Origin of the sequence: Roseateles oligotrophus, assembly GCF_014204525.1 — a bacterium.
Lineage (GTDB): Bacteria > Pseudomonadota > Gammaproteobacteria > Burkholderiales > Burkholderiaceae_C > Paucibacter_A > Paucibacter_A oligotrophus_A.
The window spans coordinates 25,281-38,692 of sequence record NZ_JACHLP010000008.1; the positions used below are offsets into that span (position 1 = coordinate 25,281).

The 13,412-nt window shown below is 66.3% G+C and carries 10 protein-coding genes; 1 reads left to right on the forward strand and 9 read right to left on the reverse strand.

The features are described 5' to 3' along the window. Window positions 1-14 precede the first annotated feature (14 nt). The 7 genes from kdpB to HNP55_RS18590 all read right to left on the reverse strand — a co-directional run bounded on the left by kdpB (window position 15) and on the right by HNP55_RS18590 (window position 7,467). Window positions 15-2,129, reverse strand: a complete 2,115-nt coding sequence (gene kdpB, locus HNP55_RS18560; protein WP_184302813.1) for a potassium-transporting ATPase subunit KdpB — start codon at window positions 2,127-2,129, stop codon at window positions 15-17. A 9-nt stretch (window positions 2,130-2,138) separates the two neighbouring features. After that, on the reverse strand, window positions 2,139-3,935 hold the full coding sequence (kdpA, locus tag HNP55_RS18565; RefSeq protein WP_184302815.1) for a potassium-transporting ATPase subunit KdpA: 1,797 nt from the start codon (window positions 3,933-3,935) through the stop codon (window positions 2,139-2,141). A 3-nt stretch (window positions 3,936-3,938) separates the two neighbouring features. After that, a complete protein-coding gene (gene kdpF / locus HNP55_RS18570; RefSeq protein ID WP_184302819.1) occupies window positions 3,939-4,028 on the reverse strand; it encodes a K(+)-transporting ATPase subunit F in 90 nt (29 codons plus the stop codon). Window positions 4,029-4,293: 265 nt separating this feature from the next. Beyond that, entirely contained in the window at window positions 4,294-5,316 is a 1,023-nt protein-coding gene (locus HNP55_RS18575) for a S49 family peptidase (RefSeq protein WP_184302822.1), read from the reverse strand. A gap of 18 nt (window positions 5,317-5,334) precedes the next feature. Then, window positions 5,335-5,727: a Rieske (2Fe-2S) protein gene (locus HNP55_RS18580; RefSeq protein WP_184302825.1), complete on the reverse strand. Its 393-nt coding sequence runs from the start codon at window positions 5,725-5,727 to the stop codon at window positions 5,335-5,337. Continuing rightward, window positions 5,720-6,379, reverse strand: a complete 660-nt coding sequence (locus HNP55_RS18585) for an HAD family hydrolase (protein WP_184302827.1) — start codon at window positions 6,377-6,379, stop codon at window positions 5,720-5,722. Before HNP55_RS18585 ends, HNP55_RS18580 begins: the two co-directional genes overlap by 8 nt. Before the next feature lie 5 nt (window positions 6,380-6,384). After that, complete coding sequence (locus tag HNP55_RS18590) at window positions 6,385-7,467, reverse strand: RluA family pseudouridine synthase (RefSeq protein WP_184302830.1); 1,083 nt, start codon at window positions 7,465-7,467, stop codon at window positions 6,385-6,387. Window positions 7,468-8,238: 771 nt separating this feature from the next. On the opposite strand from HNP55_RS18590, the gene HNP55_RS18595 reads away from it, so the two are divergent. After that, window positions 8,239-11,280, forward strand: a complete 3,042-nt coding sequence (locus HNP55_RS18595) for a ribonuclease E/G (RefSeq protein WP_184302834.1) — start codon at window positions 8,239-8,241, stop codon at window positions 11,278-11,280. A gap of 72 nt (window positions 11,281-11,352) precedes the next feature. Here the strand turns inward: HNP55_RS18595 and HNP55_RS18600 are convergent, their stop codons facing one another. Further along, complete coding sequence (locus HNP55_RS18600) at window positions 11,353-12,840, reverse strand: protein adenylyltransferase SelO (protein ID WP_184302837.1); 1,488 nt, start codon at window positions 12,838-12,840, stop codon at window positions 11,353-11,355. Beyond that, window positions 12,837-13,352 carry a peptide-methionine (S)-S-oxide reductase MsrA gene (gene msrA, locus HNP55_RS18605; RefSeq protein ID WP_184302840.1) on the reverse strand — a complete coding sequence of 172 codons (516 nt, stop codon included), beginning with the start codon at window positions 13,350-13,352 and terminating at the stop codon, window positions 12,837-12,839. Before msrA ends, HNP55_RS18600 begins: the two co-directional genes overlap by 4 nt. Window positions 13,353-13,412 lie beyond the last annotated feature (60 nt).

Below are 13,412 nucleotides of genomic sequence, written 5' to 3' on the forward strand. Positions count from 1 at the left end.
GATGGCGACTTTCCTCAGACCAGATGGGCGGCGACCAGGATCAGGTCGACCAGCTTGATGCCGATGAAGGGCAGGATCAGGCCGCCCAGGCCGTAGATCAAGAGATTGCGGCGCAGCAGGGCCGCCGCTCCGATGGCGCGGTAGGCCACGCCCTTCAGGGCCAGCGGGATCAGGGCGATGATGATCAGGGCGTTGAACACCACAGCCGACAGAATGGCCGAGCTGGGGCTGTGCAAGCCCATCACGTTCAGGCTGCCCAGCTGCGGGTAGACGCCCACAAACATGGCCGGGATGATGGCGAAGTACTTGGCCACATCGTTGGCGATGGAGAAGGTGGTCAGCGAGCCCCGGGTCATCAAAAGCTGCTTGCCGGTCTCCACGACTTCCAGCAGCTTGGTGGGGTTGGAGTCCAGATCCACCATATTGCCGGCCTCCTTGGCGGCCTGGGTGCCGGTATTCATGGCCACGGCCACATCGGCCTGGGCCAGAGCGGGCGCGTCATTGGTGCCGTCGCCGGTCATGGCCACCAGGCGGCCCTCGGCCTGGTAGTCGCGGATCAGCTTGAGCTTGGCCTCGGGCGTGGCCTCGGCCAGGTAGTCGTCCACGCCGGCCTCGGCCGCGATGGCGGCGGCGGTGAGCTTGTTGTCGCCGGTGATCATCACCGTCTTGATGCCCATACGGCGCAGCTCGGCAAAACGCTCCTTGATGCCGCCCTTGACGATGTCCTTCAGCTCGACCACGCCAAGTACCGTGTTACCTTCACTGACCACCAGGGGCGTGCTGCCACGGCGTGCGACCTCGTCGACGGCGGCTTGCACTTGCTGGGCCACTTGGCCGCCCAGGGACTCCACATGGCGGCGGATTGCGTCCCCTGCCCCCTTGCGGATGCTGCGGCTGGGCGCGAGCGCATCGCCGAAGTCCACACCGCTCATGCGGGTCTGGGCGCTGAAGGGCAGAAAATGGGCCTGCAAGTCCGCCAGCTGCCGCTCGCGCAGGCTGAACCTCGCCTTGGCCAGCACGACGATGCTGCGGCCCTCGGGCGTTTCGTCGGCCAGCGAGGCGAGCTGGGCGGCGTCGGCCAACTGGGCCTCGCTGACGCCGGGGGCGGGAATGAAACGGCTGGCCTGGCGATTGCCCAGGGTGATGGTGCCGGTCTTGTCCAGCATCAGCACGTCCACATCGCCGGCGGCCTCCACCGCACGGCCCGAGGTGGCGATCACATTGGCCGCCATCATGCGGCTCATGCCGGCCACGCCGATGGCCGATAGCAGGCCGCCTATGGTGGTGGGGATCAGGCAGACCAGCAAGGCCACCAGGGCGGTGATGGACACCACCGTGCCCGAGCCAGCCGCTGCCACGCTGAAGAGGGAGAAGGGCAGCAGCGTCACCGTGACCACCAGAAAGACCAGGGTCAGGGCCACCAGCAGAATCGTCAGCGCGATCTCATTGGGCGTCTTCTGGCGCTTGGCGCCTTCGACCATGGCAATCATGCGGTCCAGAAAGGACTCGCCGGGGTTGACGCCCACGCGCACGACCAGCCAGTCGGACAGCACCCTTGTGCCGCCGGTGACGGAGGAAAAATCGCCGCCGGACTCGCGGATCACCGGCGCCGATTCGCCGGTGATGGCGCTCTCGTCCACCGAGGCCACGCCCTCAATGACCTCGCCGTCCAGCGGGATCAGGTCGCCCGCCTCCACCAGCACCACATGGCCTTTGCGCAGCTCGTCGGACTGTGCGGGTAACCATTTAGCGCCGTGGATTGGCTGCTCCAGCTTCTTGGCCCAGGTCTTGGTCTTGAGGCCGCGCAGCGAAGCCGCCTGGGCCTTGGAACGGCCCTCGGCCAGGGCCTCGGCAAAGTTGGCGAAGAGCACGGTGAACCACAGCCACAGCGCGATGCTGAGCATGAAACCCGAGCCTTCGCTGCCGGCCACGGCCGGATCGCTGAGGCTCCAGGCCCACAGCCCTGTGCACAGCAGGCTGCCGACGTAGACCACAAACATCACCGGGTTGCGCCATTGCGCCGTGGGACTGAGTTTGACAAAGCTCTGCAGCAGGGCGGGCTTGAGCAGCGCCGGGTCCAGCAGGGACAGATGTTGTTGTTGATGAGTATTGCTTGTTTGCGTAGTCATGATCAGACCTCAAGCTTTCCAGAGCATCAAATGCTCAACAATGGGGCCCAAGGCAAGTGAGGGGACGTAATTCAGCAGGCCGACGAGCAGCACGACACCGATGAGCAGACCGACGAAGAGCGGGCCATGCGTGGGCAGGGTGCCCGCGCCCACCGGGATGCGCTTCTTGGCGCCCAGGCTGCCGGCAATCGCCAGCACCGGCACGATGACGCCGAAGCGCCCCAGCCACATGGCCAGGCCCAGCAGCGTGTTGTAAAAGGGCGTGTTGGCCGACAGGCCGGCAAAGGCCGAGCCGTTGTTATTGCCCGCCGAGGTCAGGGCGTAGAGGATCTCCGAGAAGCCATGGGCGCCCGGGTTGGCCACACCGGCCTTGCCCGCGCCGGCCGTGACGGCCAGGGCCGTGCCGATCAAGACCACCATGGGCGTCACCAGGATGGCGATGGACACCATCTTCATCTCGAAGCTCTCGACCTTTTTACCCAGGTACTCGGGCGTGCGGCCTATCATCAAACCGGCGATGAAGACGGCCAGCATGGCGAAGATCAGCATGCCGTACAAGCCGGTGCCCACGCCGCCGAACACCACCTCGCCCAGCTGCATCATCACCAGGGGCACCATGCCGCCCAGCGGGGTCATGGAGTCGTGCATGGCGTTGACGGCGCCGCAGGAAGCGCCGGTCGTCACCACCGCGAACAAGCTCGTGGCATTGATGCCGAAGCGGGTCTCCTTGCCTTCCATATTGCCGCCGGCCTGGGCCTCGCTCATCTGCTGATCCACCCCCAGCGCATTCAGGCTGGGGTTGCCGGCCTGCTCCGCGCTGGTGGCGGCAATGACGCCGACGATGAAGAGCAAACTCATGGCGGCCAGAATCGTCAGGCCCTGGCGGCCATCACCCACCATCTGGCCGAAGCTGAAGCACAGCGCCGCCGGGATCAGAAAGATGGCCAGCATCTGCGCCAGATTGGACAGGGGCGTTGGGTTCTCAAAAGGGTGGGCCGAGTTGGCGTTGAAGAAGCCGCCGCCATTGGTGCCCAAGAGCTTGATCGCTTCTTGCGAGGCGACCGGGCCCATGGCCAGCTGCTGCGTGGGGCTGACTACCTCCTCCGTCAAGACCTGACCCTGTTCGTCTGTCAGCGGCTGAGCATCCGCACCCAGCTTGGGCACTTGATAGATGTTCGCTTCCAGCGTCGTCGCATCCTTGTAGCCGTCGAAATTCTGAATCACACCCTGGCTGACGAAGAACAGCGCGAACAGCAGCGACAGCGGCAGCAAGATCCACAGCGTGATGCGGGTCAGGTCGGCCCAGAAGTTGCCGATGCTCTGGCTGCTCTTGGCCACAAAGCCGCGCATCAGCGCAAACACCACGGCGATGCCGGTGGCGGCCGAGACAAAATTCTGCACCGTCAGCGCCAGCATCTGGCTCAGATAGCTCATGGTGGACTCGCCGCCATAGCCCTGCCAATTGGTGTTGGTAACGAAGCTGATGGCGGTGTTGAAGGCCGAGTCCGGCGACGGCGCACCAAAGCCTTGCGGATTCAGCGGCAGCACACCCTGAAAGCGCTGTAGGCCATAGGCCGCCAGCACGCCGATGAAGTTGAACAGCAGCAGCGCGAAGGCATAACGCTGCCAATGCATGCCCTCCTCGGCCTTGACGCCGGCCAGCTTGTAAAAGCCCGCCTCGACCGCCTGCATCCAGCGCGGCAAGCGTCCTTGCGCCACGGCCGTCAGCCAACGCGAGAGCGGCCAGGCGGCCGCCATCAGCAAGCCCAGGTACAAGGCAAGATTGATCCATCCAAGGGAGTTCATGGCTTAGAACTCCTCGGCGCGCAGGAGCGCGTAGACCAGGTAGACGAACAAGCCACCCGCGGCCAGGCCGCTCAAGAGGTAGAGGGCGCTCATTCCTTGGCTCCGCCACCCAGGCGCTCACCCAGAACAGCCAGGCCCAGCATCAGGGCGAAGAGCCCCGCGCTCAGGGCCAAAAATATCCAATCCATTGCATGCTCACAAAACTGTTGAGATGCAGGAAGCTTAAAAATTAGCGCCTCAGATTGCTGTAGAAGCTGGCGCAGTGGGTATCAAGATTTCATCAAGAACGTGTCCAAACGACGGCAGGGCCCGCCTCTTGCGAAGCGGGCCCTGCTGAACGCCGAAGGAAAGAGTTAGCTCAATGCAGCGCAGGCAGCTGGCGCACGGCCTTGATCGCGCCCTCGCCCATGGCCGCGCCAAAGCGCTTGGCCAGGCGTTCGGCGACGTTGTCACGCGGGGTGTAGTCCACCACTTCCTCGGCCTTGACGATCTCGCGGGCCACATAATCCAGATTGCCCGTGGCATCGGCCAGGCCCAGCTTGACGGCTTGCTCGCCGTTCCAGAACAGGCCGGAGAAGATGTCCGGCGTCTCGCGCAGGCGCTTGCCGCGGCCTTCACGCACGACGGTGATGAACTGCTGGTGGATCTGGTCCAGCATGGCCTGGGCATAGGCCTGCTGCCTGGGGTTGACGGCGCTGAAGGGGTCCAGCATGGCCTTGTTCTCGCCGGCCGTCATCAGGCGGCGTTCCACGCCCAGCTTGCCCATCAGGCCGGTGAAGCCGAAGCCGTCCATCAGCACGCCGATGGAGCCCACCACCGAGGCCTTGTCCACATAGATTTCATCGGCACCGGCGGCGATGTAGTAGGCACCCGAGGCGCACATCTCTTCCACCACGGCATAGACTTTTTTGTCGTGCTTGGCCTTCAGGCGCTTGAGCTCGTCGTAGACGATGCCGGCCTGCACCGGGCTGCCGCCGGGCGAGTTGATGCGCAAGACCACGGCCTGCGAACCCGGGTCTTCAAAGGCCTGCTTAAGGGCCGAGAGCAGCAGCTCGGCGCTGGCCTCGGTGTCGGCCGCGATCTCGCCGCGCACCTCGACCAAGGCCGTGTGCGGCGTGCTGGTGGCGCTGGGGTGGTGGTGTTGCTGCGCGAACAGGGCCCAGGCCGCGAACACCAGCAAGGCCAGCCAGAACATGCGGATGAAGGTGCGCCAGCGGCGCTCGCTGCGCCGGTCCTGCATGTACTCGCGGGCGAACTGGGCCAGCACGGCCTCGTAGCCCGGTGCCGCCACAGGCTTAGCCGGGGCCGCAGCCGATTCGGGCGCGGCGGCCGGCAGGACGGGGTCCGGCATGGCCGGCGGCAGATCATCGTTTGGGTTCATGGGTGGGCTCTAAGTCGCTCAGTCTTCAAATACAGGTCGGGTGTCGCGGGAAGGATACCAATAGACTTGGCCCTCGCGTTCCTGCACCTCGATCTTGGTCAGGCCCATGCGGCCGCACATGCCGGTCACGCAGCGCCCGGTCAGGGGGTCGTAGACGGCGCCATGGATGGAACACATGATGTATTTCTTGTCGCGATCCAGGAACTCGCCCTCCTGCCAATCCATCTCGGTGGGCACATGGGCGCAGCGGTTCAGATAGGCCACGACCTGGCCCTCGAAGCGCAGGGCGAAGGCGCGGGCGGGCTCGCGGTACTGCAGCACGTCGAAGCCGTGGGCGCGGCCACGCTCCTGCAAATCGTCGGAGGCGCAGAGCGCGATGGCCGGCGGGGCGGCTGGGTCTTGATCAGGCATGGCGGAGCAACCAGTCGTGTAAATCGGGCACCGAATGCGCCACATGCAGGGGGCTCAAGTCGGCAAAGGTGTCGGCATCGTGAGCGCCGTAGCTGACGCCCACGCTGGCCGCGCCGGCGTTCAGCGCCAGTTGCAGGTCGTGGGTGGTGTCGCCAATCATCAGGGTGCGTTCGGGCTCGACGCCAAATTCGCGCATCAGCTCCAGCAACATGGTGGGATTGGGTTTGCCGGCCGTCTCGTCGGCCGTGCGGCTGCCGTCAAACATGCCGCGCAGCTCCACCGCCTGCAAGACCTCGTCCAGGCCGCGGCGGCTCTTGCCCGTGGCAACGGCCAGCCAGTGGTGGCGGGCCTTGAGCGCGCTCAGCATCTCCAGCGTACCCTGGAACAGGCTCAGCTCATGCTGGGCGGCCAGGTAGTGGGCGCGGAAACGCTGGCCCATTTCCGGGTAGCGGCTGGGGTCCAGGCCGGGCACGGCATGGGCCAGCGCGGCCTGCAGGCCCATGCCGATCACATAGCTGGCTTGTTGTTTAGAAGGCCGGGGCAGGCCCAAGTCCTCGGCCGCCGCCTGGATGCTGCGGGTGATCAGGGCGGTGGAATCGAACAGGGTGCCGTCCCAGTCGAAGGCGATCAGATCGAATCGTTGCGGGCGCATCGTGGCTATTTTTTCAAACTCAGTTCGCTCAGCAGCTGCGCGCATTCTTCGGGCAGCGGCGCCGTCAGCTCGATCTCTTGCTTGCTGGCCGGGTGCACAAAGCGCAGGCGCTTGGCGTGCAGAAACATGCGGTCGAATTTGTGTGCACCGCGGGCCATGGCCCGGTTGTGCTCGAAGTCGCCGTATTTCGGGTCGCCCAGGATGACGTGGCCGGCATGGGCCAGATGCACCCGGATCTGGTGGGTGCGGCCGGTCTTGATGGTCACGTCCAGCAAGCTATGGCCTTGCAGGCGCTGGGCGACCTTGACCAGGCTGATCGAGCGCTTGGCCTGTTCTGCATGCGGGTCGTGCGAGTTTTCCACCGCCCTCACCCAGCGCTCGCCATCGCTGCCTATGAATTTGAGCAAGGGCAGGTCGATGACTTTTTTGTTCTCCGGCCAGTCGCCCAGCACCAGGGCGGCATAGGTCTTGCCCGTTTCGCGCTCGCGGAACTGGTCTTGCAAATCCACCAGGGCGCTGCGCTTCTTGGCGATCAGCAGCAGGCCCGAGGTTTCCTTGTCCAGACGGTGTACCAATTCCAGGAACTTGGCCTGGGGCCGGGCCTGGCGCAGCTGCTCGATCACGCCGAAGCTGACGCCCGAGCCGCCGTGCACGGCCACGCCGGCCGGCTTGTTGACGGCCAGCAGATGCTCGTCCTCGAACAGCACCGGGAACTCGCGCGCCGGCACAAAGGCCTTGGCTTCCTCCGCCACCCGCTCGGGCAGGCGCACGGGCGGTATGCGCACCTCATCCCCCAACTCCAAGCGCGTATCGGCCTGCGCGCGGCCCTTGTTGACCCGCACCTCGCCGGCGCGTATCACGCGGTAGACATGGGTCTTGGGCACGCCCTTGAGTTCGCGCAGCAGGAAATTGTCCAGACGCTGGCCGGCCGAGCCCTCGTCGATCAGCACCCGGCGCACCGCGGGCGCGGGGCTGGCGGCCGGCGACGGCGCCGGCAGGGCCGCCACGGGCTGGGGCCTGGAAGTTGGCACACGCTCACCGCGTACTGCTTTGCCGGGCGACCGAACTGCGCCGCTTTGCCCACCCATTCTTCGGGTTTTTGCGGCGGCAGGCGCGCTGGCTTTCGCCCTTATAATGTTGCTCACCACGTAACCGCCGTAAGTATTTGATTTGTCTAATTTTACCCGGCGCGGGGCATGACCCGGCGAAGGGCTGTAGCGAAGCTCAAATATGGCTACGGTGAGCAGGTGGTGAGTCGGGGCGGATGTTTTGTTTGCCCCGAGCAACAAAAAGGTGATGCAACGCGCATCGATTGGGAGAGGGCCTTGTCCCCAAGTGACAAGGCGGCTCCCGGCGCTGCGTGGCAGAGCAATGTAGAACGAACCACACCGGGCAGGGTCCAGAGATGGATCTGGCGCTGCCGGGTACAGACAAGGTTTTCAAGAATTCCAGGCGGATAGCCCCAGAGGCTGATGCGCCTGGTTCAGCGGCCGACTTACGTGCAGATGTTCCCCTCCTCTCCCCTCACCCCCCACCGCACCCGTGTGCAGCCCCGGCCAGACGCCGGCGAGGCTGTGGCGCGTCGCCGTGGCCGGGCCGCGCCGCAGCATCGGATCCAGGTCCGAGCGGCGTGTTCACGGGATCGGCTAGTAACAAAGCAAGTCACGCCGCAGGCGCCAACGCTGAACTCCTGACCGATATCGGCACACGACATCGGTTGAACGGTCAGTCCAGGGCGATTCCTTCCTTGGTTCCTCCACATTGCCCGTGCATCTGGTGTCGCCGCCAGGGCGCAAGCCTGAGCGGTGAAGTGATGCTGCGCGCCCCGATCCAAACAGGGCGCGCGAGGAGTGATGTCAATGAAACGCATGCTGATCAATGCGACGCAGCCCGAAGAGCGCCGCCTCGCCATCGTTGATGGCCAGAAGCTGCTGGACTTCGAGACCGAAATCGAAGGCCGCGAGCAGCGCAAGGGCAATATCTACAAGGCCGTCGTCACGCGCGTCGAGCCCTCGCTCGAAGCCTGTTTCGTCGATTACGGCGAAGACCGCCACGGCTTCCTGCCCTTCAAGGAGATCGCCCGCCAGTACTTCCGCGAGGGCGTCGACGTGCGCAGCGCGCGCGTGCAGGACGCCATCAAGGAAGGCCAGGAGCTGCTGGTCCAGGTCGAGAAGGAAGAGCGCGGCAACAAGGGCGCGGCCCTGACCACCTTTGTCTCGCTGGCCGGCCGCTACCTGGTGCTGATGCCCAATAACCCGCGCGGCGGTGGCGTTTCGCGCCGCATCGAGGGCGAAGACCGCGAAGAGCTGAAGGAAAACCTCGACCAGCTCGAATACCCCAAGGGCATGAGCCTGATCGCCCGCACCGCCGGCATCGGCCGCTCCGCTGCTGAATTGCAGTGGGACCTGAACTACATGCTCAAGCTCTGGACCGCCATCGACGATGCGGCCAAGGGCGGCAAGGGCGCCTACCTGATCTACCAAGAGTCCAGCCTGGTCATCCGCGCCATCCGCGACTACTTCACCGCCGATGTCGGTGAGATCCTGATCGACACCGACGACTTGTTCGAGCAGGCCCACCAGTTCATGAACCACGTGATGCCCGACCAGGGCCATCGCGTCAAGCGCTACCGCGACGATGCGCCGCTGTTCAGCCGCTTCCAGATCGAGCACCAGATCGAGACCGCCTTCAGCCGCACGGTCAACCTGCCCTCGGGCGGCGCCATCGTGATCGACCACACCGAGGCCCTGGTCTCGGTGGACGTCAACTCGGCCCGCGCCACCCGCGGCGGCGACATCGAGGAAACCGCCACCCGCACCAACCTCGAAGCCGCCGACGAAATCGCCCGCCAGATGCGCTTGCGCGATCTGGGCGGCCTGATCGTGGTCGACTTCATCGACATGGAGGAGAGCAAGAACCGCCGCGAGGTCGAGCAACGCCTGCGCGACGCCCTGCGCCAGGACCGCGCCCGCGTGCAGTTCGCCTCCATCAGCAAGTTCGGCCTGCTGGAACTGAGCCGCCAGCGCCTGCGCCCTTCTCTGAGCGAAGGCAACCACATCACCTGCCCGCGCTGCAACGGCACCGGCCACATCCGCGACACGGAAAGCTCGGCCCTGCAGATCCTGCGCATGGTCCAGGAAGAGTCCATGAAGGACAACACCGCCGCCGTGCATGTGCAGGTGCCGGTGGAAGTGACCAGCTTCCTGCTCAACGAGAAGCGCACCGAGATCACCAAGATCGAGCTGAAGCAGCGCGTCACCGTGCTGCTGGTGCCCAACAAGCACCTGGAAACGCCCAACTACAAGCTGGAGCGCCTGCGCCACGACGACCCCCGTCTGGAAAACCTGCAAGCCAGCTACACCATGATCGAGGAGCAGCACGACGAGGTGGGCATCACCCGCCGCAGCGACTCGGACAAGGGCCGCAGCAAGCAGGAGCCCGTCATCAAGGGCATCCTGCCCGAGCAACCCGCGCCCATGCCCACGACAGCACCGGCCAAGGCCGAGGCCGCCAAGGCCAGCGCCGCCGCTCCGGCAGCGCCCGCGAACAGTGGTGGCTTCTTCAGCTGGCTGAAGGGCTTGTTCGGTGCGCCCGCCGCGCCCGCAGCCCCGGCCAAGACGGAAACCAAGCCCGCCGCCGGCGACAAGGCCGAACGCGGCGATCGCGGTGACCGCAGCAAGCGCGAAGGCGGCCGCGACGGCGCCCGCGGTGGCCGCGATGGCCGCGGCCGTGGCGGCGAACGTGCCGGTGCGGAACGTGGCGAACGCAACGAGCGCGGTGATCGCAATCCCAAGCGCGAAGGCAAACCCCAAGAGGCCCGCGGCGAGCGCGCCGAAGGCCAGCAGCAACAGCAACAGCGCCCCGAGCGCGCGGAGCGCGGCGAGCGTGGTGATCGCAATGGCAACCGCCGTGGCGAGCCCCGCGCCGAACGCGGTAGCGAGACCAAGCCGGAAGGCCAGATCGCTAACGAGCAAACGCAGCGCAATGAGCGCGGCGAGCGTGGTGGCGAGCGCAATGAAGGCGGCCGCCGCCCCCGTGGCGAGCGCCCGCCCCGCGCCGAGCGCGCTGCCGACGAGCAAACGCAGCCGCTGAGCGCAGCCCAGGACGCAGCGGGCTTTGTCGACAGCCAGAACCTGCAAGTGGCCCAGACCGAAGGTCAGGGCCAAGGTGAAGGCGACGCTGGCGCCAGCAACGAGGAACGCCAAGGCCGTGGCCGTCGTCGCCGTCGCAATGGCCGCGAGCGTGAGGAAGGCCAGGCGGTCGAAGGCGGCGACGCTCAGGACGCCAATGCCGAAAACCAAGCGGGCGGCAACCCTGCCGAAGGCGCGGAAGGCCATGAGTCCGGCGAAGTCGCGGACACTGGCGAAGCCGGTGAAGCCAACGAAGGCCGTGGTGCTCGCGGTGGACGCAATCGCGGCCGTGATCGCGGCCCTCGCCGCGAACGTGGCGAGCGCGCCGAGCGCCCGGCCGATGAGGCCGGCACGCAAGAGCAAGCCGCCCTGCCCCTGAGCACCGCCACGGAAGCTGCTCCGGCCGTTGCCGCAGTTGCCGCCGCGGCCGAAGAAGTGGCAGCAATTGCAGCAGCAGCAGTAACAGCCCCGGTCGTGGCCGCCGCCGAAGTGGCCGCCCCAGCCGCCGTGGCCGCTCCCGCAGCCCCGGCCCAGCCGGCCTTTGTGCTGGCCATTGACGAGCTGCAAGCCATCGCCGCCGGCAGCGGCCTGCAATGGGTCAACTCGGACGCCGACAAGATCCGCGCCGCCCAGCAAGCCATTGCCGCCGAGCCCAAGCCCGTCCACGTGCCCCGCGAGCCCAAGCCCGTGGTCGTGCTCGACGAAGGCCCGCTGGTGCTGGTCGAGACCAAGAAGGATCTGGCCCAGATCAAGCTGCCGTTTGAAATCTAAACCGGTCTGCCTCTGAAGCAACGCCGCCCGGCCTCACAGCCGGGCGGCGTTTTTTTTACTTCCGCAGCGAACTCAGGTGCCGCAAAAAGTCCGGTAGCCGGCCGTTACCGCGGGCGCGGCAGGCTCGGCATAAACCGCATCTTCAACGCGCTCTTCAAAAGGCTGGGCCAGCACCTGCAAAAGGCGCTCGAAGGGGGCGAGATCGCCCGCATCGACCGCCGCCGCCAGCGCCGCCTCGACCTGGTGATTGCGTGGGATGTAAATGGGATTGACCCGGCGCATGGCTTGCGCGCGCGCTGCTGCGTCGCTGTTCCGCGTGAGCTCGTGCCAGCGGCTCAGCCAGGTCTGCAGAGCGGGCTGGGCCGCGCCAAACAGCTCGCGCAAGGGCGCTTCATCGCCGAGGGCCGCATCGGCCAGGCGGCGATGCGCCAAGGTGTAGTCGATGGCATGGTTTTGCAACAAGACCAGGAGGTCGGCCGCCAGCGCCAGCTCGGCCTCACCCTGCCCCGCCAGGCCCAGCTTGGCCTGCTGCAGGGCACGCCACTCGCGCTCGTAATGCGGCACAAAGGAGTGCACCAGGGCCAAGGCGCGTTCATGGGCACGGTCCTGATCGGCATCGATCAGCGGCAACAGGCTTTCGGCAAAGCGGGCCAGATTCCATTGCGCGATGGCGGGCTGATTGCCGTAGGCATAGCGGCCACCCTTGTCGATGGAGCTGAACACCGCCTGAGGGTCGTAATGCTCCATGAAGGCGCAGGGGCCGTAGTCTATGGTCTCGCCCGAGAGGGTCATATTGTCGGTATTCATCACGCCGTGGATGAAGCCCACGCCCATCCAGCGGGCCAGCAAAGCCGCCTGGCGGCGGATGACCGCATCGAGCAAACCGGCATAAGGCTCGGGCTCATCGGCAAGCGCCGGGTCATGACGGGCAATCGCGTAGTCGGCCAGGCGGCGGGTTTTCTCCACATCCTGCCGGGCGGCGAAGAACTCGAAAGTGCCCACCCGCAGATGGCTGGCCGCCACCCGGCACAGGATGGCGCCGGGCAAGAGCCGCTCGCGCATCACCTGGCCGCCGGTGGCCACGGCCGCCAGGGCACGGGTCGTGGGGATGCCCAGCGCATGCATGGCCTCGCCCAGCAGATACTCGCGCAGCACCGGCCCCAACGCGGCCAGGCCATCGCCGCCGCGTGAAAACGGCGTGCGGCCCGAGCCCTTGAAGGCGATGTCGCGGCGGCGGCCCTGGCGGTCTATCAGCTCTCCCAGCAGCAGGGCCCGGCCGTCGCCCAGCTGGGGCGAGAAATGACCGAACTGATGACCGGCATAGGCTTGCGCCAACGAGTGAGCCCCGGGCGGCACCTGATTGCCCGCGAGGACGGCCAAGCCGGCGGGCGAGGCCATGGCTTGGGCATCCAGACCCAGCTCCTCGGCCAGGCCCGCGTTGAGCCGGATCAGCCGAGGACTGGGCGAGCCCGCGGGCTGCCAGTCCACGTACAGATCGACCAGATCACGGGCATAGCTATTGTCGAACGGGATGTGGGGCACGGGGCTGCTCGCACTCATGCCGCTGGCTCTTGCCGTTTGGGCAGGCGCCAGCCCGGCCGCGCAAAATGGCAGGTATAGCCGTTGGGGTTGCGCTCCAGATAGTCCTGATGCTCGGGCTCGGCCTGCCAGAAGGGGCCGGCCGGGGCCAGCTCGGTCACCAGCTTGCCGGGCCACAGGCCCGAGGCCTCCACATCGGCCATGGTGTCCAGCGCCACCTGCCTCTGCTCGTCCGAGCTGTAGAAGATGGCCGAGCGGTAGGAGGCGCCGCGGTCATTGCCCTGGCGCATGGGCGTGGTGGGGTCGTGGATCTGGAAGAAGAATTCCAGCAGCTCCCGGTAGCTCAGGCGCGTCGGGTCGAACACCAGCTCCAGCGCCTCGGCATGGCTGCCGTGCTTGCGATAGGTGGCGTGGGGCACATCGCCGCCGCTATAGCCCACCCGGCTGCTGTGGACGCCGGGCAGCTTGCGCAGCAAGTCCTGCATGCCCCAGAAGCAGCCGCCCGCAAGTATTGCCGTTTCCAAATTGCTCATGTCTTTTGTCCTTGGCGAAATCAAATCGAAGTCCCGCAGCTGGCGTCGAGCCAGTGAGAT

What these genes read in the sequence shown, in the direction of transcription:
- kdpB (WP_184302813.1), bottom strand. Translation starts at nt 2,129, where the DNA reads ATGACTACGCAAACAAGCAATACTCATCAACAACAACATCTGTCCCTG.
- HNP55_RS18575 (WP_184302822.1), bottom strand. Translation starts at nt 5,316, where the DNA reads ATGAACCCAAACGATGATCTGCCGCCGGCCATGCCGGACCCCGTCCTG.
- HNP55_RS18580 (WP_184302825.1), bottom strand. Translation starts at nt 5,727, where the DNA reads ATGCCTGATCAAGACCCAGCCGCCCCGCCGGCCATCGCGCTCTGCGCC.
- HNP55_RS18600 (WP_184302837.1), bottom strand. Translation starts at nt 12,840, where the DNA reads ATGAGTGCGAGCAGCCCCGTGCCCCACATCCCGTTCGACAATAGCTAT.
- HNP55_RS18590 (WP_184302830.1), bottom strand. Translation starts at nt 7,467, where the DNA reads ATGGGTGGGCAAAGCGGCGCAGTTCGGTCGCCCGGCAAAGCAGTACGC.
- HNP55_RS18595 (WP_184302834.1), top strand. Translation starts at nt 8,239, where the DNA reads ATGAAACGCATGCTGATCAATGCGACGCAGCCCGAAGAGCGCCGCCTC.
- kdpA (WP_184302815.1), bottom strand. Translation starts at nt 3,935, where the DNA reads ATGAACTCCCTTGGATGGATCAATCTTGCCTTGTACCTGGGCTTGCTG.
- HNP55_RS18585 (WP_184302827.1), bottom strand. Translation starts at nt 6,379, where the DNA reads ATGCGCCCGCAACGATTCGATCTGATCGCCTTCGACTGGGACGGCACC.
- kdpF (WP_184302819.1), bottom strand. Translation starts at nt 4,028, where the DNA reads ATGAGCGCCCTCTACCTCTTGAGCGGCCTGGCCGCGGGTGGCTTGTTC.
- msrA (WP_184302840.1), bottom strand. Translation starts at nt 13,352, where the DNA reads ATGAGCAATTTGGAAACGGCAATACTTGCGGGCGGCTGCTTCTGGGGC.